Origin of the sequence: Streptomyces sp. AP-93 (assembly GCF_022808175.1) — a bacterium.
GTDB lineage: Bacteria > Actinomycetota > Actinomycetes > Streptomycetales > Streptomycetaceae > Streptomyces.
The window spans coordinates 161,323-181,854 of record NZ_JALGBX010000013.1; the positions used below are offsets into that span (position 1 = coordinate 161,323).

General features: G+C 72.9%; 16 protein-coding genes. 12 read left to right on the top strand and 4 right to left on the bottom strand.

The window, feature by feature from the left end; genetic code table 11:
- The first annotated feature begins 48 nt into the window (after positions 1-48).
- Genes MTF69_RS22420 through MTF69_RS22430 form a run of 3 tightly spaced genes read left to right on the top strand, consistent with a single transcriptional unit; the run spans position 49 to position 1,771 of the window.
- Positions 49-1,029, top strand: coding sequence for a GTPase (locus MTF69_RS22420; protein ID WP_243336951.1), 981 nt, complete (start codon positions 49-51; stop codon positions 1,027-1,029).
- Positions 1,026-1,349 (top strand): hypothetical protein, encoded by a 324-nt coding sequence (locus MTF69_RS22425; RefSeq protein WP_243336954.1) that lies wholly within the window; start codon positions 1,026-1,028, stop codon positions 1,347-1,349. The genes MTF69_RS22420 and MTF69_RS22425 overlap by 4 nt, the downstream gene beginning before the upstream one ends.
- A complete protein-coding gene (locus MTF69_RS22430; RefSeq protein WP_243336955.1) occupies positions 1,346-1,771 on the top strand; it encodes a hypothetical protein in 426 nt (141 codons plus the stop codon). Before MTF69_RS22425 ends, MTF69_RS22430 begins: the two co-directional genes overlap by 4 nt.
- A gap of 82 nt (positions 1,772-1,853) precedes the next feature.
- Here the strand turns inward: MTF69_RS22430 and MTF69_RS22435 are convergent, their stop codons facing one another.
- Positions 1,854-2,291, bottom strand: coding sequence for a carboxymuconolactone decarboxylase family protein (locus tag MTF69_RS22435; RefSeq protein WP_243336957.1), 438 nt, complete (start codon positions 2,289-2,291; stop codon positions 1,854-1,856).
- A 35-nt stretch (positions 2,292-2,326) separates the two neighbouring features.
- Between MTF69_RS22435 and MTF69_RS22440 the strand changes: the two genes are divergently transcribed.
- Entirely contained in the window at positions 2,327-3,019 is a 693-nt protein-coding gene (locus MTF69_RS22440; RefSeq protein ID WP_243336958.1) for a MarR family winged helix-turn-helix transcriptional regulator, read from the top strand.
- 16 nt (positions 3,020-3,035) lie between these two features.
- Here the strand turns inward: MTF69_RS22440 and MTF69_RS42965 are convergent, their stop codons facing one another.
- Entirely contained in the window at positions 3,036-4,532 is a 1,497-nt protein-coding gene (locus tag MTF69_RS42965) for a TerD family protein (RefSeq protein ID WP_279346079.1), read from the bottom strand.
- Positions 4,533-4,699: 167 nt separating this feature from the next.
- Here MTF69_RS42965 and MTF69_RS22455 point away from each other — a divergent pair, with 167 nt between their 5' ends.
- From MTF69_RS22455 to MTF69_RS22475, 5 genes are all read left to right on the top strand, one after another.
- Positions 4,700-4,846, top strand: coding sequence for a hypothetical protein (locus MTF69_RS22455; RefSeq protein WP_243336960.1), 147 nt, complete (start codon positions 4,700-4,702; stop codon positions 4,844-4,846).
- Positions 4,847-4,964: 118 nt separating this feature from the next.
- Positions 4,965-6,842 carry a RiPP maturation radical SAM C-methyltransferase gene (locus tag MTF69_RS22460; RefSeq protein ID WP_243336962.1) on the top strand — a complete coding sequence of 626 codons (1,878 nt, stop codon included), beginning with the start codon at positions 4,965-4,967 and terminating at the stop codon, positions 6,840-6,842.
- Complete coding sequence (locus MTF69_RS22465) at positions 6,839-7,393, top strand: DUF5825 family protein (protein WP_243336963.1); 555 nt, start codon at positions 6,839-6,841, stop codon at positions 7,391-7,393. The genes MTF69_RS22460 and MTF69_RS22465 overlap by 4 nt, the downstream gene beginning before the upstream one ends.
- 66 nt (positions 7,394-7,459) lie before the next feature.
- Positions 7,460-8,677 carry an MFS transporter gene (locus tag MTF69_RS22470; RefSeq protein ID WP_243336965.1) on the top strand — a complete coding sequence of 406 codons (1,218 nt, stop codon included), beginning with the start codon at positions 7,460-7,462 and terminating at the stop codon, positions 8,675-8,677.
- 196 nt (positions 8,678-8,873) lie between these two features.
- Positions 8,874-9,308 (top strand): hypothetical protein, encoded by a 435-nt coding sequence (locus MTF69_RS22475; protein ID WP_243336974.1) that lies wholly within the window; start codon positions 8,874-8,876, stop codon positions 9,306-9,308.
- A gap of 67 nt (positions 9,309-9,375) precedes the next feature.
- On the opposite strand, the gene MTF69_RS22480 is transcribed toward MTF69_RS22475, so the two are convergent.
- On the bottom strand, positions 9,376-11,718 hold the full coding sequence (locus tag MTF69_RS22480) for a M9 family metallopeptidase (protein ID WP_243336977.1): 2,343 nt from the start codon (positions 11,716-11,718) through the stop codon (positions 9,376-9,378).
- A gap of 471 nt (positions 11,719-12,189) precedes the next feature.
- Here MTF69_RS22480 and MTF69_RS22485 point away from each other — a divergent pair, with 471 nt between their 5' ends.
- Both MTF69_RS22485 and MTF69_RS22490 read left to right on the top strand, forming a co-directional pair.
- Complete coding sequence (locus MTF69_RS22485) at positions 12,190-12,456, top strand: hypothetical protein (protein WP_243336979.1); 267 nt, start codon at positions 12,190-12,192, stop codon at positions 12,454-12,456.
- A 156-nt stretch (positions 12,457-12,612) separates the two neighbouring features.
- On the top strand, positions 12,613-12,786 hold the full coding sequence (locus tag MTF69_RS22490) for a hypothetical protein (protein WP_243336982.1): 174 nt from the start codon (positions 12,613-12,615) through the stop codon (positions 12,784-12,786).
- A gap of 92 nt (positions 12,787-12,878) precedes the next feature.
- Here the strand turns inward: MTF69_RS22490 and MTF69_RS22495 are convergent, their stop codons facing one another.
- Entirely contained in the window at positions 12,879-16,250 is a 3,372-nt protein-coding gene (locus MTF69_RS22495; RefSeq protein WP_243336984.1) for a S8 family serine peptidase, read from the bottom strand.
- A 350-nt stretch (positions 16,251-16,600) separates the two neighbouring features.
- Between MTF69_RS22495 and MTF69_RS22500 the strand changes: the two genes are divergently transcribed.
- Positions 16,601-20,530 carry a DNA-binding protein gene (locus MTF69_RS22500; protein ID WP_243336986.1) on the top strand — a complete coding sequence of 1,310 codons (3,930 nt, stop codon included), beginning with the start codon at positions 16,601-16,603 and terminating at the stop codon, positions 20,528-20,530.
- Positions 20,531-20,532 lie beyond the last annotated feature (2 nt).

Genomic DNA, 20,532 nt, shown 5'->3' on the forward strand with positions numbered 1-20,532 from the left:
GAGGAGCCCCGGAGCCCGTTCCCCGGCGCACCTCACCAGGGAGACACCGTGAAGAGGCTCGTCCACACGTTCCGCAAGGAACTGAAAGAGGCGTCGGGTCGGTCCGACGCCCTCACCCCGGCCGAACAGGAGGCGCTGATACGGGGGTACGACGCGGCACTCGACGGGGAGCGCCCGCCCCGGCTGGTCCTCATCGGGGAATCCGGCGTCGGTAAGTCGACCACCGTCAACGCCCTCTTCAACGCGGGCCAACCGGTCGGACACACCCGGGCGACCACCGACCACGCCTACGCCGTCCAGGTGGAGGAGGTCAGCGGGCGGCGCGGCGTGCTGGAGGTGGTCGACATGCCGGGCATCGGCGACGATCTGACCAACTACCGTCGCTACCTCGACCTTTATCTGCGGGTCCTGCCGACGGCCGACGCGATCGTCTGGGTGCACGCGGCCGAGGACCGCAGCGTCCACCTCGTCCAGCAAGCGCTCCTGGATCTTCTCGGCCAGAGCGGCCCGGACCTGTCCGAGCGCCTCGTGCTCGCCCTGAACAAGGCAGACGAGATCGATCCGCACGACTGGAACCGGAGCGCCAACCTGCCGTCCGCACGCCAGTTGGAGGCCCTGCGGGAACGGGCGGCCGACTTCACCGAGAAGATCGTCCGGGTCCTGCCCGCCTGGCAGGGCGGGGCGGTGACGTACTCGGCGCGCCAGCACTACAACTTGACGGCGCTCTTCAAGGAGATGATGCAAGCAGTCCCGCAGCAGCGGCGCTGGGTGCTGGAGCGGCGGATGGACCTCGCGGACTTCACGGCCAAGGTGGACCGGAAGCTGCTGAAGGCCGCCTCGGCCCGCATGCTCGCCGAAGTCCGGCCCCAGGCAGCCGTCGAGGCCGCACAGGCCGCCGCCCCCGCCACCGGTGCCCGCCTCTCCGAGGCGCTCGCGGCGCTGCCGGAGGCGAAGTGGCGCGAACTGACCCAGGACCGGGCCCTGTTCCTGGCATTCACGCGGCGCGTGGAGCAGGAGAGCGGCCGATGAACACGGAACCCGCGGGCGCCGAGGTGGACGTCGACGAACTGCTCGAACGCGTGTGGGCCGCCATGAGCGAGAACGAGGAGAACATGAGCGAGATCGTCCGGCTCTCGGACGTCTCCTTCCGCCTGTGGGTCGACAGCCTGGCCCAGCGCCTCTCGGCGGCCCTGGGCCTGTCCCTGTCGAGCGTCCACGCGTTCTTCGACGACGTCGGCTCGATCGCGCGGCGCGCGGGCCGCACCTTCGCCGACGCCTACCACGACGGTTACCGCAGGTCCCGCAAGGTGCCGCCGCCCGGCGAACGGCCGCGAAGGGCGCGCGCATGACGTGGGTGGAGTTCCCGTTCCCCGCGTGTCCGGCCTGCTCCCGCGCGTGGAGTGCGAGCAGGCACCGGGACTGCCCGGCCGGGGACCGGGTCGGCGGGACGCTGGACGTCGACCCGAACGGGGCGCGGGTGCGGTGCGCGGCTTGCCGGGGGACCTGGAGCGTGTGGGAGACGCGGTTCCACTGCGGTTGCGGACGTCGCTTCGAGGCGGCCGAAGTGGAGGCCGCCCTACGGGAGATCATCCGGGTCGCCTCCCTGCTGGTGGAGATCCTGGTCCAGCAGGGCCGCGACCTCGCCGAGATCCGGCGGGCGGGCGAGGCGTCCTTCCGCTCGTGGCTCGGACACCTCACCGACGCGCTCGCGGGCACGCTCGGAGCGGCGGCGGGACGCGTCGTCGGCAGCCTGGTGCGGACCCTGTTCTGAGGACCCCGCGGCCCCGGCGCCGGTGGGGGACCGGCGCATGCGGACCGGGCGGGCACAAGCCCGCCCGGCCCGGAAGAACGGCTCAGGCCGCGACCGGCAGGTCGACCGCCGGGAAGTCGACCTCGGTGCGGGCCACGGAGTTGAAGTAGTTCGTGAAGACGTTCAGGGCCACGGCGCCGATGATCTCGCCGATCTCCCCGTCGCCGTAACCCGCGGCGCGCACGGCCTCGATGTCGGCGTCGGCGACGAACCCCCTGGTCCGCAGGACGGTTCGGGCGAAGAGCAGGGCGGCCGCGGCCTTGGGGTCCGAGGCCCGTGCGTGGCCGCCCGCGGCGAGGTCCTCGGCGGAGACGCCCGCGTGGGCGCCGAGCACGTGGTGGGCGGCGTAGCAGTACTCGCACGAGTTCTCGGCCGCCGAGACGAGGGCGATCTGCTCGCGGAGCGAGCCGGGCAGCAGCCCCTTGGACAGCGCGCCGCTGAAGGACAGGTATCCGTCCAGGACGGCCGGCGAGGTAGCCATCGCCCGCATCATGTTCGGCGTCACGCCGAGGGCGCGTGGCCCCGCCCGTGCCGACCGCCGACCCAGCCGACACCGGTGCCCCCGCGGCGCCGCAGCTGCCACCCGACCTGGCGGCGCAGGAGCTGCCCGGGAATTCGGGCGACGGGTCCGACCTGGACCGGCGCCTCGCCTCGGCGCTCGAACGCGCGGGCCACGCACTGCGCACGCTGATCTGGACCCAGGCCACCGCCCACGGGCTCAGCCCCATCCAGGTCCAACTCCTGCTGCGCCTCGGAGTCGAACCTCCGGAGCGGCGCAGGGTCGGCACGCTCGCCGCCGAGTTCGACCTGTCCGCCGCCACCGTCAGCGAAGCCCTGTCCGCCCTGCGCCGCAAGGGCCTCGTAGAAAAACAGCCCGTCCCGGGCGACAAGCGCGGCCATGTGATGGCACCGACCGAGGCGGGCCTCGCCGCGGCCGCCGCCCTCGCCCACTGGCCCGACCCCGTCACCACCCACCTGGCGACCCTGCCCACCGAGGACAAGGGCCGCACCCTGCGCCTGGTCCTCGACCTGGTCGGACACCTCGCCGACACCGGTGTCCTGTCCGTCGCCCGGACCTGCACCACCTGCCGCTTCTTCCGGCGGGACGAGCATGACGATTCCCGGCGCCCGCACCACTGCGCCCTGCTGGACGCCCCGATCGGCGACCCGGAACTGCGGGTGGACTGCGCCGAACACCAGTCGGCCTAGGTGGTCGAGTGGTTGCTTATGACCTGCCCCACCAGGACTGGCCCTGCGGCCGGTTCGTGTCGGTCACCTTCGCCACGCCACCGGCGCTCGACGGGTCGCTGTGGGGCTCCAGCTCCGTCAACCGGGCGCGCCAGGGTCCGTCCGCCATCTCCAGCTGCACGATGACCGGACCCTCGGGCAGGGGTACGGTCTCCCGCCGCTTGCCGATCTCGTTGACGACGTTCTCCCCCTCCGGAAGCTCGGCGGGGTCGTCGTGCCCCGCCAATTCGTAGAGGTAGACGATGAGGTTGTCGCTGCCTCGGTAGCGCAGGACGAGGTCGGCCGTTCCGCCCGTGTGCAGCAGGACGTCGGGGCCGCCGCCCTCCAGCTCATCCTCGGTCAGGTGCGTCGCCGCGGCCAGCGGCAGCACGCGGAGCTGCCAGCTCCCTTCCGCCTCCAGCTTGAGCCGCAGCCGGCCGTTCCCGGGAACCTGGGTGAGCACCCGGCCCCGGAAGTTCTTCTCGCAGCTGCTGATGAGGTTGTCGCCCTCCTTGTTGAACCGGGTGAGGGGCCACAGGCCCGTGTACCCGTCGCCCCGGATCGCGAGTTCGACGACGACCGGCCCGGGCGGCAGCCCGTTCACCGTGATCACGTCGTTGTCCCGCCCGCTCTTCGCGTACGGCTCGAAGGCGCCACCGAACAACCAGTGCGCCGCGGGCATCTCCGGCGCGGGCTGCGCAGCCGCCGCGACCGCGGCCATCGGGACCGGCGCCGGGACCGGGACCGGGTACGGCGTGGGCGCCTGGTACGGAGCCGGAGCGGGCGACTGGTACGGCGCCGGAGCGGGCGCCGGTATCTGGGCGGGAGCCTGGAACGGCACAGGAGCAGGAGCAGGAGCAGGAGCCGGAACCTGGAACGGAGCCGGGGTCTGGTTCGGAGCCGGAGCGGTGCCCGGAGCGGGAATCTGGAACGGCACCGGGGTCCCGACCGGCCCCGCCGGCGCCATGGGCGCGGGCGCAGCCACCGGCACCGGCACAGCCACCGGCGGGGCGTCCGCCACGTTCACGCCGTGGTCCGCCACCAGCCCCGCGAGGCCGTTCAGGTAGCCCTGGCCCACCGCACGGAACTTCCAGCCCCCGGACCGTCGGTACAGCTCCGCGAGCACCATCGCCGTCTCATCGCCGGCGTCGGTCACGTCGTACCGCGCGACCGACGTGCCGTCCGGCGCGAACGCGTCCACGGACAGCCCCGGCACGTCCCGCATCGTGCCGCTCCCCGTCGACGCGACGACGACGACCCGGACGATCTCCTCCTCGATCGCGGTGAGCGCGGCCTCCAGCCACGCCGTCCCGTTCTCGTCCCCGAGCAGCCGCACGGCGCCCGACGGATGGACCGGCGCACCGTGGAACACGATGTCCGTGTCCCACCGGACCCGGCCCCGCTCCGTCAGCAACAGAGCCGCCACGTCCAGCCCGCTCCGCACGGCGAACCGCAGCGGCACCGTCGGAACGAAGGCATTGCCCCCCTTGATCATGTTCCCTCCCCCTGAATCGATCATTCGATGATCTTCGGCCCTCCAGGCGCGTGCGGCAAGGCGCGGGTCCCGCGCGCCGATCCCGCTACCCCGTCGGCTGAAATCATCCCTTGCGTACCACGAGTAACGGCCTTTAGGGTCACCGGACTTGAGGAACGGGAGGAATCGTGGAGAGCAACGAAGCACCAGGGGACGACACCCGGGCCAAGCCGGAGATCAAGCCGGAGATCAAGCCGGAGATCAAGAAGGTGGCCGTTCGCGACGAGGCCAGGAAGCGCGACCGGCTCACCATCGACAAGCGACCGGCGTCCTGACCGGGCGGGAGTCGGCGCCCGGCGTGGCACCGCGGACGCCGGGCGCCGACGCCCCGTACCGGGCCGCCGGTGGAGTGGCCGGCCGGCGGCCGGAACCCGGCCGGGCGGGGAGGACCGCATGCGCGTTCATCTGGTGACCATGCCCTGGCAGCCGATCGACCTGCCCTCGCTCCAGATCGGCCTGCTCCACTCCCTGCTGACCCGTACGCGCCCCTCCGACGAGGTCCGCGAGTTCCACGGCTCGCTGCGCTGGGCGCAATTCCTGCTGGAGCGGACGGACGGACTGCTGCGCCCGGCCGACCACGCCGAGGTGGGCAGCGACTCGATCTTCGACGGGCTCGGCGACTGGGTCTTCTCGGGTGTGCTCTACGCGGACCCCGACTGGGGCGTCGCGCGGCTCGGCGCGTACGCCGAGCGACGCGGGATCCCGGTGGACAAGGCGCGTGCCATGCGCGTCCACGCGGCGGAGTTCGTCTCCCGCAGCGCCTCGGAGATCCTCGCGGAGGACCCGGACGTCGTCGGGTTCACCAGCACGTTCATGCAGAACGTGTCCTCGCTCGCGCTCGCCGCCGAGCTCAAGCGCCGCCGTCCCGGCCTCACCGTGGTTTTCGGCGGCAGCAACTGCGACGGGCCGATGGGCCACGCCCTGCACCGCAACCACCCCTTCGTCGACCACGTGGTGCGCGGAGAGGGCGAGTACGCGTTCCCCGCCCTGCTGGCCCATCTGGACGCCGGGACCCCGCCCGTCGACGTACCGGGCTTGTGCTGGTGGGACGACGGGGCCTCGCGGGCGAACGACGAGTCGCGCCGTACGGTGGCCCCGCGCGACATCCCCGCGCCCGACTACGACGTCTGGCAGGCGGAGCTCGACGCCTCCCCGGTGGCCGAGTACGTCCGTCCGAAACTGGTCGTGGAAGGCGCTCGCGGCTGCTGGTGGGGCGAGAAGCACCATTGCACGTTCTGCGGTCTCAACGGCTCTGCCATGGCGTTCCGCGCCAAGCCCGGCGAGCAGTTGTGGGCCGAGGTCGACCGGCTCGTCAGGCGGCACCGGATCCTCGACGTCGTCACGGTCGACAACATCATCGACATGGCGTACTTCACGGACTTCCTGCCGCTCGCCGCCGACAGCGGCTGGGACCTCCTGATGCACTACGAGGTCAAGTCCAACCTCACCACGGACCAACTGGCGCTCCTGGCCCGCTCGGGCGCGGTGCACATCCAGCCGGGGATCGAGAGCCTCAACAACCGCGTCCTCGGCCTCATGGACAAGGGCGTCACCGGCTCCCGCAACGTCCGCACGCTCCGGGAATGCGCCGACCGGTCGCTCACGTGCACGTGGAACTACCTGTACGGGTTCCCGGGCGAGACGGCGGACGACTACGACGCGGTCGTCGACCAGTTCCCCGCGCTCGTCCACCTGCAGCCACCGGGCGGCGCGTTCCGCATCCAACTGGAGCGCTTCAGCCCGCACTTCGCCGATCCGGCCCTCGGTTTCGCCGAACGGAGGCCTGCCGAGATGTACGGCCACGTCTACGACCTCCCCGTGGAGGAACTGGCCGATCTGGTCTACCTCTTCGACACACCGCCCCGCGGGATCGGCGGGAGCACGGAGGAGCGGCTCACACGGGCCGCCGAGAACTGGCGGGCCGCGCACGCCGGTTCGACGCTGTTGATGGAATCCGGCGCGGACGGCGAACTGCTGGTGCACGACCGGCGACGCGGATGGCCGCCCCGTACGCACCGGCTGAGCGGCTGGGAGGCCGCCGCGTTCCTGCACCTCGGACACGGCCGCTCCGAGCACGCCCTGCACCGGCTCCTCACCGAGGAGGGGCATCCGGTCACCCCGGGGCGGCTCACGGAGTGGCTCGGCGAGAACGTCTCCCTCGGATTGCTGTTCTTCGACGGGCGGTCCTACGTGTCCTTGCCCCTGCGGAACGCTCCGGTACGCGCCGTCACCGCGGAAGCCGCAGCCGAGGCCGAGGCGGTGGCCATATGAGCCGCGGGAGCGGCGGGATCGGCGGGACCGGCGGTCAGGTCGTCGTGGACGAGCCGCTGCCGCTGGGCACGGGCGGACGCGGCACCGCGGACGCCGTGCGTTTCCTGCGCGACTGCCAGAGCCAAGCCCTCACGGTGCACTGGGTCCCGGACACCGACGCCCTGCCCTTCGACACCGGACTGCTGCACCACCTCCCGCCGCCGGCTCCCCGGCCCGCCTCCCCGGGCGGGCCCGACGGGCCCGACGGGGTGGCCGCCTGGCGGTCCCGGTACGCGTACGGCCTGCTCTACCATCGCCGCGGGCCCGATTTCGTGACGGTCATGGACCGCAGGGATCCGTCGGCCGCAGCCCGGTTCACCATCGACCAGCCGGCGCTGCTCGCCGCGTTCCTCGCCGTGCAGGAAGCCACGGCCCTCGACGAGCTCGACGCGGTGCACCGCGAGGCCCTGTCCCTGCTGGCGGACGAGCGTCTCGTGCTGGTCACGCAGGGGTGGGCGGTGGCACTGCCGCCGCGCCTGCGCCGCTGGCCCGTTCCCTGCACGAGCATCTGACCCGTGACCTCGTCGCCGACCCGGCCCTCGTCAACGGGCGCCGACAACGGGAGCACGCCGTGGCGTGTGCTGCGTCGGCACCGCCCGTTCCTGCTGCTCTGCGGCGAACAGGCGGCGAGCTCCGTCGGACGGCAGATCACCGCACTGGCACTGGCGCTCCTGGCCGTGACCCGGCTGGACGCCGGCCCGTTCGGGGCGTCGGCGCTGCTGGCCCTGACCTATCTCCCCGGCGCCGTGCTCAGCCCCCTCGCCGGTGTGCTCGCCGACCGCGCCCGGCTGCGCAGCCTGGCCGTCACGCTCACCTCCCTGCAGGTGGTGGTCGTCGGCTCGGTCCCGCTCGCCGCGGAGCTCGGGAGCCTCGGCCTGCCGCACCTGTACACGGTGGCCGCCCTGTCGGGCACGCTGACCTGGACGCTCTCGGTGGCGCTGCAGGCGGCGCTGCCCCGGGTCGTCCGGCCCGACCAGCTGCTGGCCGGAAACTCGGCCCTGACCGGCGCCCGCACGATGGGCCAGATCGGCGGGCCCGCCCTGGGCGGCGTCCTCGTCGGCTTCGCGGGGCCCGCCCCGGCCCTGCTGGCGGGCAGCGCCGCCTACGCCGTAGAGGCCGCGCTGCTGTTCGCCCTGCCCGCATCGCTGAACAGACCGGCCGAGCCCACGGCGAGCCGGGGCCCCCGCCTCGCCGCGCTCCGCGAGGGGCTCGCGGTGGTCCGGGCGGAGCCGGTGCTGCGCAGGCAGGTGGTCGCGGGCGCCGGGTTCAACCTGGGCGGCGGCGCCGCCGACGCGCTCTTCGTCGTATACGCCACCCGGGAACTCCTCCTTCCTCCATGGCAGTTGGGGATCGTCTACGCTTCGTTCAGCGTGGCCACCGTCGCCGGAGTCCTCGTCGCGGGCCGGTTCGCGACGTCCGTGGAGCTGTACCGGGCGACACGGATCTGCGCGGTGGTGGCAGCCCTCGCGATCTTCCTCGTCCCGGCGGCGTCACTGGCGCTCGCCTTCCCGGCGCTGATCGCGTACCAACTGCTCTTCGGCGTCACGGCGACGGTGTGGGCGATCTCGATGACGACCACGCAGCAACTGATCGCCCCGCCCCACCTCCAGGGCCGCGTCGCCGGGTTCGCCCAGGCGGCGCTCCTGACGACCGTTCCGGTCGGGGCCTTGTCCGGCGGCGCGCTGGCGGCCTGGCTGGGCAACGTCCCCGTCCTGACCGGCGCCGCGACGACGGCACTGCTGGCCGCGTCCTGCTTCTGGCTGCCCCACCGCGGCGAGAACAAGCTGACGCGGTAGCGCTGGTACGTGGCGTACGTGCCGCGCGCACCATGGTCGATTGGCGGGGCGGGCGGGTCGGGCGCACGCTGAGCCCATGAGCGGACAGGAACCCCCGCCCGGACCACCTGCGGCGCCCCCTCCACCGGCCGGCCCTCCGCAGTGGGGGCCGGTGCCCGCCCCGCCACCGCAGCGACGGGGAATCCCGTGGAAGAGCGTGCTGACCCACTCCGCCGCAGCCGTCGCCGGGCTCGTGCTCGGTGCCGGCGCCACCGGATCCGACGCCGACAGGCGCACGCCCGCACAGCCGGCGGAAACCGTCACCGCGACCGCGACCGCGACCGCCACCGTCACCGCGACCACGACCGCCAAGCCCGTCGCACAGCCCTCTCCCACGGGGCCGCTGCGCGAGTTCCCGGGCGACGGAACCTTCCTCGTGGGCCAGGACATCCAGCCCGGCACGTACCGAACGACCGGACCGCAGGACGACGAGCTCCCCAACTGCTACTGGGCACGGCTGCGCAACACGTCCGGCGGCCTGTCCGGCATCATCGCGAACGACAACGCCCAGGGTCAGGCCGTCGTGACGATCACGCCCACCGACAAGGCGTTCCAGACCAACGGATGCCAGACCTGGAAGAAGGTCGGCTAGCCCCCCGCCCGCCCCCGTTCGGATGGCAAGGACCGCCGTCGTGTTCAGGACCCGGTGGTCCGGTGGCTCACTTGGTCTGCGTGGAGAGGCTCACCCCGCTGAAGTCCTGCGAGGCGGCGAGGCTGAAGTACACCCACCCGGACGGCGGGTTGTCCACCGTCAGGGTCTCGCCGTTGCCCGCGTTGGTGGACTTCGCCCGGTAGCTGCTCGTGGTGGCCCAGCTGCTGCCGCCGTAGTACAGGTCGGCATTGCCGGAGCCGCCGCTGCTGGTGAGGGTCAGCTGCTGGACGCCGGCCGGCAGGTACACGAAGTGGTAGCTGTAGTTCCCGGTGGTGGCCGTGAGGTTGTCCCGGCGGCAGTTCTTGTCGAACTGACGGGGGTCGCTGACGGTGCACAGCGGGGTGGAGGGGGCCTCCGGCAGGGGGCCGCAGTCGTTGGTCGCGCAGGCGGTCGTCAGCCACGTGGCGAAGCCGGCGTCGTAGGACGTGCCGATGGTCTGCTTCAGGAAGGTGCGGGCACCGTTCCAGTCACCGGCGCGGTACTTGCCCAGCACGGTCTCGACGTCGGCGGGGTGCGCCTGGAGCATGTAGCGGACCGCCAGGAAGCCCCAGCGGTAGACCCGGTTCGAGTTGACCTCGGGGTCCGCGTCCTGGCCGTAGACGGTGTCGAAGAGTTCGCTGAGCTTGTAGGTCCTCTTGCCGGCCTCGGCGATCGCGTCGGCGTTGCGCTCGCCCCGGTAGCCGAACGAGATGTTCTCGGCAATGCCCTCGACCCACCAGATGGTCGGCGTCACGATGCCGGCCTCGAAGTCGCCGGCCATGTTGTAGCGGCCGTCGAGGTAGTGGGTGTACTCGTGGTTGAGGTTCCAGATCTGGAAGTCCGGGCGCAGCCAGTGGGCCTCGTGGGCGATGAAGCGGGCCTGGTTGCCGGCGGCGGCCGGGTTGCCCTCCTCGTACATGCCGCCGTTGTCGACGTCGATGTTGTAGATGGCCCAGGCGTACAGTGAGTAGTTGGTGTAGTCGTCGAAGACGACGACCTCGAGGTTGGTGTTCACGTCACCGGGGATCGCGCCCTTGTCGCCGATGACCCGGTGGAAGTAGGCGTCCTGGTTGACCAGGCTGGTGCAGGTGCTTGCCAACTGCCCGGGGGACAAGTCCTGGGCGCGGATCTTCAGGCCCGCGGTGCACGTGTGCTGGATCGGCAGGATCGCCGGGAGCACGCGCTCGCCCAGGTCACAGATGGCGTAGGCCGCGCAGTTGTTCCTGTCGTACTGGCGCGTGTACCAGCCCAGGTTCATGGTGATCGGCGCGGTGGGGCCGACGTTCGGGTAGCGGTTGATCAGGTCCTTCAGCAGCGGGCGGACCCGGTCCTTGAGCTCGGGGACGTCGAGGGCGTGGCCGAGGAAGCGGCCGACGTTGCTGACGACGTCGAGGCGGTTGAGCTGCGCGCCGTTGCGCGTGATGAATCCGGCCCAGGTGTCGAGGATGGCGGGGTCGGCCTTGAGCGCGGCCCGCCATCCGCGGTCGTCGTTCGCGGCCTTGAAGCCGTTCTCGACGACCCACTCGACGTGCTGCATCGCGAGGTTCATCTGACCGGGCCAGGTGCCGTCGTAGCTGCCGAGCATCCACTTGACGACGCCGGCGTAGCGGCCGGCCGCGTGGGTGCTGTCGATCAGGGTGACGACCTCGCCCAGGATCTCACCGTTTGCGTCCGTGACGTCCTTGCTGCGCGGGGAGGCGAAGAAGGCGTCCAGCGCGCCGAACGCGGCGGCGTCGAGAGCCGCGCCGTAGGGGCCGACGACGTCCCCGTTGTTGTCCTGCACGTAGTAGCCGGCCCGCAGGAACAGCACCAGCTGCCCGACGGCGGCGCTGTTGCTGCCCGAGTAGGTGGCGGAGGCGTCGCGCAGCGCGTTGGCGACGGTCACCATCTGCGCTTCGTGGAAGGCCTTCCGCGCGTTCTCCCCGGTGAGGCTGAACAGCGGGTACGTACAGGTGATCCGGGGGAGCGCCTTGAGCTGCTGGACCAGGGTGGCGCCGGTCGCGTTGATCACGCCGGAGAGGTCGCCGCACTCGTCCCCGGCGGCGGCCGAGGACCGCTGGCCGTCCTTGCCGGACTTGGCCGGCTGTACGGACTTGACGGTCGGGGCGGGGGCGGCGGCGGACTCTTCGGCGCTGTCCTGCGAGGAGATCCGGAAGCGGGAGCTGTTGTTCATCGCATCGGGCGACTTGGGGACCGGGATCGACCGCGGCGCCGGGGTCGCGGTTCCACGTGCGTACGCTCCGGCCGGCGCCGTGGCGTCTACGGAGGCGGCCTGGCTCTGCGGTGCGAGCAGGCCGAGCGCAATGAAGACGGCGGCGCCCAGCGCGGGGAGTCTGCGCGTGCTGGCCTTCGATATCCGGAAGGGATGCATCTGCGGGGGCCTCCGGGGCCGTTGTGGCCGCGTGCGGGGACACGGGCGATTGATGTGTGACATGTAAAATTTCACATGTCGCATCGCGCCGGAAGTCTTTTGGCCGGATTGGCTCCCGCGGTCATTCGGCACCGGCCTGCTGCTCGACTCGTGCCGCGCGCGATACACCGCGCCCGTTCCATCCCGGCCCAGCTCCCGCAGCAGCGCCTGCCCGGTGATCGGCTCGGGCTCCCGGTCGAACCGCTTGCCCCGGATCACCAACTGGGCTTCCCGGAACGGGACTCGATGCGAGGCGTCCCCATCCGTTGTCAGTGGCACGGCATACGCTGCACGACGGAGCTGGGGCCCGTTCACGCACGGACGCGTGTTCCAGGGCACACGGCAGCACGTGCCCGGGCAGGCCCCACGACTCGATCCTCAGGGGGGATCTGGACTTCACCGCACCGCGGACGCCTGCGTGCCCTGGCCGCCGTGGGCGTACTCGCCCTGGCCGCCGGCGCCCTCTCCGCCGCCCCGAGCACCGCCGCCCCACGGCCTCTGCCACCCGCCTCCGTCTTCGCGCGGCACCCGGCCGCCCCGGCGGCGGAGCCGGCCTCCGACGCCGCGCCGCGCCGCGACGGCGGGCGCCCGACCGTCGTGATGCCCGACCGCGCCACGCCCCTGGCCCGGGTGGCCGCCGCCAAGCCGCGGCACGACGTCGACGGCGACGGCATCAGCGACATGATCGTCATGGAGTAAGACCAGAGCACGGGCGTCTACCTGTCCTCGATCTCGGCCTGGAGCGACTACGCGATCTACAAGACCGACCCCGACGCCTCGTTCAAGGACCTGCTGCCGGTCGGCGACGTCGGCGGCACGACCAAGGCCGAGCTGCTCACCCTCTCCTTCGACGGCGTGCTCACGCTCTACGAGACCGGACTGAAGAGCACGTCGGCGCCCCTCTGGTCCGGCCGCGGCTGGCAGACATACAACCGCCTCGTGGCCACCGGCGACGTGACCGGGGACCACCGCCCCGACCTGCTGGCCCGCGACCACGTCGGCGGGCTGCGGCTGTACACCGGCACGTGAAGCGTCGGCAAGCCCTTCAACACGCGGGTCAAGGTCGGCTCGGGCTGGGGGACGTACGACCAGCTCGCCCGGGACACCTCCGGCCGGCTAGATCACTTGCCCAGGTAGGCGTTGATGATCGTGACCTCGGAGACGTTGCCCTGCTTGTCGGTGACCTGGGCCCGGAAGGAGATCCCCCGCTCCTTCGCGGGGTTGCGGACGGAGAACGCGCCGTCGGTGACCGTGACGGGCTTCCAGGTCGTGCCCCCGTCTGCGCTCACGGAGACCGTCAGCGACGTGAGGTTCTTCCCGGCGGCCGCGCCCTGCACGGTCACGGGGATCCGGGTGACCTTGCCCGCCGGGGCGCGGGAGGCCATGTCGAGCGGGGCCCGGAAGCGCACCGTGGAGACCGGGAGCGAGGTCCGGGCGGCTACCTGGCGGGAGCGGAAGATGAAGCTCGTGTCGATGCGGGTGGAGACGGGGGAGACGTCCGGCGACCGCTCGACGGAGGTGGCCAGCCGGTACTCGGCTTCGGCGCCGTCGACCGTGAAGGGCTCCCAGCCGCTCAGCGGGTCCTCGTTCTCGGCGACCTTGACTCCGTTGCGGTACAAGGTGGTGGCGGCCTTGGTGAGAGCCGAGGAGCCGCCGTGTCCCGCGCCGTCGCCGAAGAGGGGCACCGCGGCGGTGATGGTCTGCTCGCCCGTCTCCGGGTCGGGCGCGGTGCGGAACACGCCCAGGCCCTTGCCCAGGAGCGGCGAGAAGACTCCGGTGTTGAAGGTCTCGCGGTGGGAGGAGCCCGCCGTGTAGCGCTTCGGCTCCAGGGCGGCCTGGTCCGCCTCGATGCGCTGGTTGCCGTCTTCGTCGGGGGCACCGAGCTGCCAGAACCCGCTCCGCCAGGTCGCCCCGTCGAGGGCGGAGAGCAGGAGCGTGCGGGTGCCGGGAGCGGGCTGGACGCCTCCGTAGAGGTCGCCTTCACGCATGCCGGGCAGGGTGGGGGCGGCGTAGGCGTAGCCGGACTTGCCGGGGGCGGGCACGCCCATGTTCACGGAGAGTTTCGCCAGCGCGGACGCCTTTACGTGCCGCGTGTACCCGGTGGCGAGGCGCTTCGTCACGCCACCGAGGGCAACGGAGTACTGGGTGGCCGGGTCCTTGAGGAAGGTCGCCTGCCAGCTCTGGGTGAGCGAGCCGTCGGTCACGGCCGGCCCCATGTGGGCGGTGCGGAATCCCGTGTATCCCTGGGGGAGGACCCAGCCGTTGCCGATGTAGCCGTCGCCGACCGTCTGTTGGTAGTACGGCAGGGCGAAGTCGGCCGTGGACAGGCCGGGAACGGTGATGTCCACCAGCTTCGCGGTCCGCGCGTCGACCGTGACCTTGGTGGTGCCGGAAACCTCCAGCCGGGGCTGGACCAGCCAGTCGACGCCCCGGGCGAGGTCCGACTCGTCCTGGTACACGGAGCCGTGGAGGGCGTAAGTGCCCTTGGGGAGACGGAGGGTGCTGGGGCCGGCCTCGTTGCGGACACCCACCCATATGCCGTCGGCGGCGCCTGCGATGCCGAACAGGGAGTGGGAGAACGCGCGGGCGGCTGAGCCGTCGCGGTCGAGGGTCGTGATGGTGACGTCGTACGCCTCGGCCTCACGGACGGCCGCCGCGCCCGTACGCACCGACTGGCCGCCGCCGGTGGCGGTGACGTAGGCGGAGAAGGCGCCGTCGACATCGCCGAGCCGCGTGTCGGCGGCCAGGTCGACCTCGGCCCGGCCCCCTGCGGGCACGGTCACCTTGTCGGCGCCGAGCGCGAAAAACCCGGCCGGGGCGGACGTGCCCCGGGCATCGGTGCCGGTCACCGCGAGGTCGAGGGTGATGTCGGTGGTGCCGAGATTGCGGTAGGCGATCTTCTTGGTGAGCGGCACGTCGTCGGCGTGCGGCCACCGGGCCGTGCCGAGGGACACCGACGGCTGTTCGGTGATCACCGTCTGGGTGAGGGCCTTGTCCACTTGCACGCGGCCCGTGCCCTGCTGTTGAACGCCGGCCGAGCCGTCCTTCGTGGACGCGGTCAGCGCGCCCTTGAGCTCGGTTCCGGTCCAGCCGGGGTTCTTCTGCTTCAGCAGCGCTGCCGCTCCGGCCACGTGCGGGGTGGCCATGGAGGTGCCGCTCAGCTGCAGGTACCCCGGGGCGGGGTGCTGGGCCCCGGGGTCCGTGTCGAGCCTGCTCCCCGGGGCCGCCGCGGCGGCGATGCCCACGCCGGGCGCGGTGACGTCGGGCTTGACCGCGCCGTCGCCGACGCGCGGGCCCCTGCTGGAGAACTCCGCGAGGACGTCCTCGGCGTCGACGGCGCCGACGGTCAGGGCGGCGTCGGCGCTGCCGGGCGAGCCGACCGTGGACTCGCCGGCACCGTCGTTGCCCGCGGCGACGGCGAACAGGACCCCCTTCTGCGCCGACAGCCGGTCGACGGTGGCCTCGACCGGGTCCACGCCGGGGAAGTCCCGGCTTCCGAGGCTGAGGTTGACGACGTCCGCACCCTCGGCGACGGCCCACTCCATCCCCGCGATGACCGCGGAATCGGTGCCGTAGCCACGGTCGTCGAGGACCTTGCCGCTGATCACCCTGGCGCCGGGCGCGACGCCCTTGAGCGCCCCGCCGGACGCGGCCCCGGTCCCGGCCGCGATGGAGGCCACGTGGGTGCCGTGGCCGACGCGGTCGGTGGCGTCGGGGGAGTCGGAGAAGTTCTTCTCCCCGACGACCTGGCTCCTCAGGTCCGCGTGGGTCTTGTCGACACCGGTGTCCAGGACGGCGATCTTCACGCCCGTGCCGTCGAACCCGGCCTGCCAGGCCCGGTCGGCGCCGATCTGCTTCGTGCTCTTGTCCAGGCTCGCCTTGCGTACGCCGTCCAGCCAGACCTTGCCGATGCCGGGGCCGGTGGCGCGCAGGCCGCGCGCGGTGGGCTCCGTCAAGGCCTCCCAGACCTTCGTGGCGTCAGCGGGCGAGGCCTTGACGGCTTCGGCGTTGACGGTCTGGAGGGCGTGCCCCGCCCCGTCGCCGGCGGCGGACCGCAGCTCCGCGCGCGCCGGGCCGGCGGAGCCCTCGTACTGGACGATCAGGCCGAGGCCGCCGCGGTGCAGTGCGCGCAGGGTCGGGTCGGCGAGTGTGGTGACGTCGAAGAGGCGCCGGTCCAGCTTGCCGGCGGCCAGCAGGGCCCGGGCGTCGGCGGGCAGGACCAGGGTGCGGCCGTCGGCGCGTTCGATCTCGACCGGTACGCGCTCACGCCCCTGGCCGGGCTCGAAGCGTACGACGGCGCCGCTGCCGTTCACGGTCACGCGGTCGCCGGTGATCAGCGTGACGGTCACGGGGGTGCCCGTGGTGCTGCTTGTGGGGGAGGCGGCGGGCGCCGCCCCTGCGGGGCCGGTCAGCCCCGTGCTGAGGGCGACGACGGCGGTGGCGAGGGCGAGGGCCCCCGCGGCACGTCGGGGCCTGTGGGTCCGTGTGAACAACTCTGCTCCTGTGGAAGGCGCGCACGGCGGCCGGAGCCGTGGCGCGCGCCCCGTCGTATGGCGCACGTGGCGTACGCGCGGTGTGTGCGTGGCGTGGTGGTGACGCCGGTCGCCGGGGCCGGCCGGCCCGTTTCCCACCGGCCCCTAGGGGGAGAGGCGGGGGGTGGGAGGGCGAGCCGTCCGGGCCGCGCGGCGACCGGGGTACGGCAGCAGTCCACCGGCTCGCGCATTGTTCAGCAGCCTCGATCCGGGCGGCTGAACAATTGATTTCCTGGCCGAAGAGGCTCTTGTGGCTGCTGGTGCCCCCTCCTACGGTGGAAAAGATCTTGATCCCGGGGGAGGGGAGCAGCATGGGAAGCGGAGCGGGACGGCCGGAGAAGGCGCTCGACCCACAGGCTGGTCCAACCGCCCGGTTCGCCGGTGAGCTCCGCACACTGCGCCGGGCGGCCGGCTCCGTCCCCTACCGCGAACTGTCCGCGCGGGCCGGCTATTCGGTGACGGCGCTCTCCCAGGCCGCCGCCGGGAACCGGCTCCCGAGCCTGCCCGTGGCGCTGGCCTACGCCGAGGCCTGCGGCGGCGCCCGTACGGAATGGGAACGACGGTGGCGCGAGGCCGAAGCCGAATCCGCGACCGAGGCCCTGGCCTCCCTCGAGCTCGCCGCCGACACCGGCGGCACTCCGCCCTACCGGGGCCTGACACGCTTCGAACCCGAGGACGAGCCGGTGTTCTTCGGCCGGGAACGCCTGACCGACCAACTGACGGCCCTGCTCGCCGAACACCGCTTCGGCGTCGTCCTCGGCCCCTCCGGCAGCGGCAAGTCCTCCCTGCTGCGGGCCGGTCTCATCCCGCGGCTGCGCCGCTCCGCCCCGCCGCTGCCGCCCGCCGCGGCCGTGCGCGTCCTCACCCCCGGCGAACACCCGATGCGGACCCACGCGCCGGTTCTCACCCCGGCCGCCGGAGACGGCGAGACCTGGCTGATCGTCGACCAGTTCGAGGAGGTCTTCACCCTCTGCGCAGACCCCGACGAACGACGGGACTTCCTCGCGGCCCTCCTCGCCGCCCGCCACCCCGGAAGCCGGATCCGCGTGGTGCTCGGCGTGCGCGCCGATTTCTACGCGAACTGTCTGGCCCACCCCGCCCTGGCCGAGGCCGCCCGAGCCGCGACCCTCCCCGTGGGCCCGCTGACCGCCGAGGAGATGCGCGGCGCGATCGTGCGCCCCGCCGCGGCGGCCGGTCTCACCGTCGAACGTGCCCTCACGGCCCGGCTCGTGGAAGAGGTCACCCGCGAACCCGGCAGCCTGCCGCTGCTCTCCCACGCCCTGCTGGAGACCTGGCGGCGCCGCCGCGGCCGCACGCTGACCCTGGCCGGACACGAGGCGGCCGGTGGCCTGCGCGGCGCCCTGGCCCAGACCGCCGAGGAGGTGTACGCGGAACTGGGCTCCGACCGCGCCCCCGTCGCGCGTCGCCTCCTGCTGAACCTGATCACCCCCGGCGACGGAGCCCCCGACACCCGGCGTCCCGTCCCCCGCGACACCCTCGTGCCACCGGACTCGCCGGAGGCCGCCGAGGCGGGGTCCGTGCTGGACCGGCTGGCCCGGGCCCGGCTCGTCACCCTGGACCGGGACGTCGTGGACCTGGCGCACGAAGCCCTGATCACCGCGTGGCCGCGGCTGCGCGGCTGGATCGACACCGACCGCGAACGGCTGCGACGCCACCGCCGGTTGACCCAGGCCACCCAGAACTGGCTGACCCGCCGACGCGACGCCGGGGCGCTCCTGCGGGGAGGGGAACTGGCCGAGGCCGAGGCCACGTTCGCGCACGACGCGGGCCGCTCCGCCGAGCTGATCCCGACGGAGCGGGAGTTCCTCCGTGCGGGCCTCGCGTCCCGGGCCCGCACGCATCGAATCCGCCGCGGCGTGACCTCGGTCGTCGGCCTCCTCCTCGTCCTCCTCACGGTGGCGGGCACGACCGCCTGGCAGCAGGGCCGCGACAACGTCCGCCAGCGGGTCGACGCCGAGATCCGGCGGGCCAAGGGGAAGGAACTGACCGCCGGTCAGCTGGCAGCCGTGGCCCAGGGCCTGCGGAGCTCCGACCCTGCGCTGGCGATGCGGCTGAGCGTGGCCGCCTGGCGGCTCGCCGAGACCGCCGAGACCCGGTCGGCGCTGCTGGCGGCGTCCGTCCAGGCCGAGTCGGACGCCTACGACGTGCCGGACGCGGCGGGCCCCTGGAACTCCCATCCGGCGCTCCCGGTCCGGCTGAGCGCGGACGGCCGCATCGCGGTCACCGTCGACGTGGACTCCGTACGCGCCTGGGACGTCACGAAGAGGACGCCGGTCGGGCCGGAGACGGCCCTCGACCCGGACACTCTGTTCCGCGGGATCTCCCCGGACGGCCGCACCGCCCTGGTGCAGCGGACCGGCGGGAAGACGGAGCCCGGATCCGGGACCGGGGCGCGTCGACTGGACCTGGCGTCCGGGACGGCGCTCGACGCCGCGCCCCGGCCGGCGGGCCCTTCCATCACCTGGACCGCTGCCGAACAGGTCGTCGCCAACCTGGACATGGACGGTGCCACCAGCCGGCTCTCGCTCCGGGACGCACGAAACGGCCGCACCCTGCTGGAGGTGCCGACCGGACGGCATCCGATGTGGGCGCTCAGCCCGGACGGACGCCACCTGGCCCTGTGCGCCAGGGGAGGGGATGCCGCGAACTCCTTCGAACGAACCGACGTGCCCCTGAAGGTCTGGGACGTGGCCCGGAGCACGGAGCTGCCCGCCACCCGACCCGGCGGGTGTGCCGTCGACTCGTTCCGATTCACCGGCGACGGCGCCGTCCTCGTGACCCGGGCGACGGACGGCCTGAGCCTGTGGGACCCGATCACGGGCAGGGAACCGGCCAGGATCGATCACCACGGCCTGACCGAGGTGACCACCAGCCCCGACGGCCGGTTCGCCGCGGCCGTCGACGGCCGGGAGATCCTGATGTGGCGACTCGCCGCGCCCGAACGGCCGGTCTTCCGTTACTCCCTCGCCAACGGGGCCGCCTCCCAGCTCCGGATCGACCCGAAGGACGGCGTCATCAGGTACCTGACCGAACGCCGGCTCGGGGACACCATGGTGCGTACGATCTCCTACGGACCGGCCGCGACACCGGACTGGAACCCCGAACCGGCGTCGACGGGCGCCTTCAGCGCGGACGCCACGACCGTCGCGGTCGACCGCCGGCAGGGCGCCGGCACCTGGTTCGAGGCCTACGCCGTCGCCGACGGCCGGCGCACCGCCCGCACCCCGTCGGCCGACTGCCCGAAGGCCGTACCGGGATCCACCGAAACGCCCGCAGAACGTGACTGCCGTGTCCTGCTCGCGCTCACCCCCGACGGACGAACCCTCGCCCACGCCCGAACCGAGTCCGCCGAAGGCTCCGAAGCCGCGGACGCACAACGGCAGACCGCCCAGGAGCCGACCCTGTGGGACGTGCGGACGGACTCGTCCCGCCCGCTCCCCACGGGCGCGGAACCGCCGTTCGCCGCCCGGATGCCCATCACGGGACTGGCCGTCTCGCCCGACGGCCGGTCCCTGCTCACGACGCGCGCGGGCGTTGACGCCCTGGACGTCCGGGACTTGGCGAGCGGACGCCGGACCCGACCCCAGGAACTCACGAAGGACCGGATCTCCTCCACGGCCGGCCCGCGGAGCGACCGAGCCGCCCCGGTCGCGGTCCGCCCCGACGGCCGACTCCTCGCGACCCCCTCGAACACCTTCGACATCACCACCGGCCGGCGCACCGAGCGGGGCCCCACCACGGAACGGGGCGGGGTGATGACCTACAGCCCCGACGGCACGCGCCTGGCGGTCGGCGACACGACGGGCGGGGTCACCCTGTGGGACGGGGACGCCGAGCGACGACTGGCCACCCTCCCGGCCGGGTTCGACGCGGTCGGCCTCGACTCCGCGAGGTCCGTCACCGCCTTGGCCTTCTCTCCCGACGGCCGGACCCTTGCCGTGGCGGGCGCCTCCGGCACGCTCCGGCTCTGGGACGTGAACTCGGGCCAACCACTGGGACCACCGCTGCCGGCCCCGGGCGACGGGATCGTCGCCGTCGCCTTCTCTCCCGACGGACGAACCCTGCACAGCATGGGCGAACACAGCACCGTCCGCACCCACCAGGTGACCCCGGTCCGACTCGCGGAGTCGGTCTGCACTCGTGCGGGATCCGGACTCTCCCGGTCCGACTGGCACACCTACCTCCCGGACCTCCCTTACCGAAAGACCTGCGCATCATGACG

Bases quoted from the DNA above. Each gene is read 5' to 3' on its own strand.
- MTF69_RS22425 (WP_243336954.1), top strand. From the start codon at position 1,026: ATGAACACGGAACCCGCGGGCGCCGAGGTGGACGTCGACGAACTGCTC.
- MTF69_RS22430 (WP_243336955.1), top strand. From the start codon at position 1,346: ATGACGTGGGTGGAGTTCCCGTTCCCCGCGTGTCCGGCCTGCTCCCGC.
- MTF69_RS22435 (WP_243336957.1), bottom strand. From the start codon at position 2,291: ATGGCTACCTCGCCGGCCGTCCTGGACGGATACCTGTCCTTCAGCGGC.
- MTF69_RS42965 (WP_279346079.1), bottom strand. From the start codon at position 4,532: ATGATCAAGGGGGGCAATGCCTTCGTTCCGACGGTGCCGCTGCGGTTC.
- MTF69_RS22460 (WP_243336962.1), top strand. From the start codon at position 4,965: ATGCGCGTTCATCTGGTGACCATGCCCTGGCAGCCGATCGACCTGCCC.
- MTF69_RS22465 (WP_243336963.1), top strand. From the start codon at position 6,839: ATGAGCCGCGGGAGCGGCGGGATCGGCGGGACCGGCGGTCAGGTCGTC.
- MTF69_RS22480 (WP_243336977.1), bottom strand. From the start codon at position 11,718: ATGCATCCCTTCCGGATATCGAAGGCCAGCACGCGCAGACTCCCCGCG.
- MTF69_RS22500 (WP_243336986.1), top strand. From the start codon at position 16,601: ATGGGAAGCGGAGCGGGACGGCCGGAGAAGGCGCTCGACCCACAGGCT.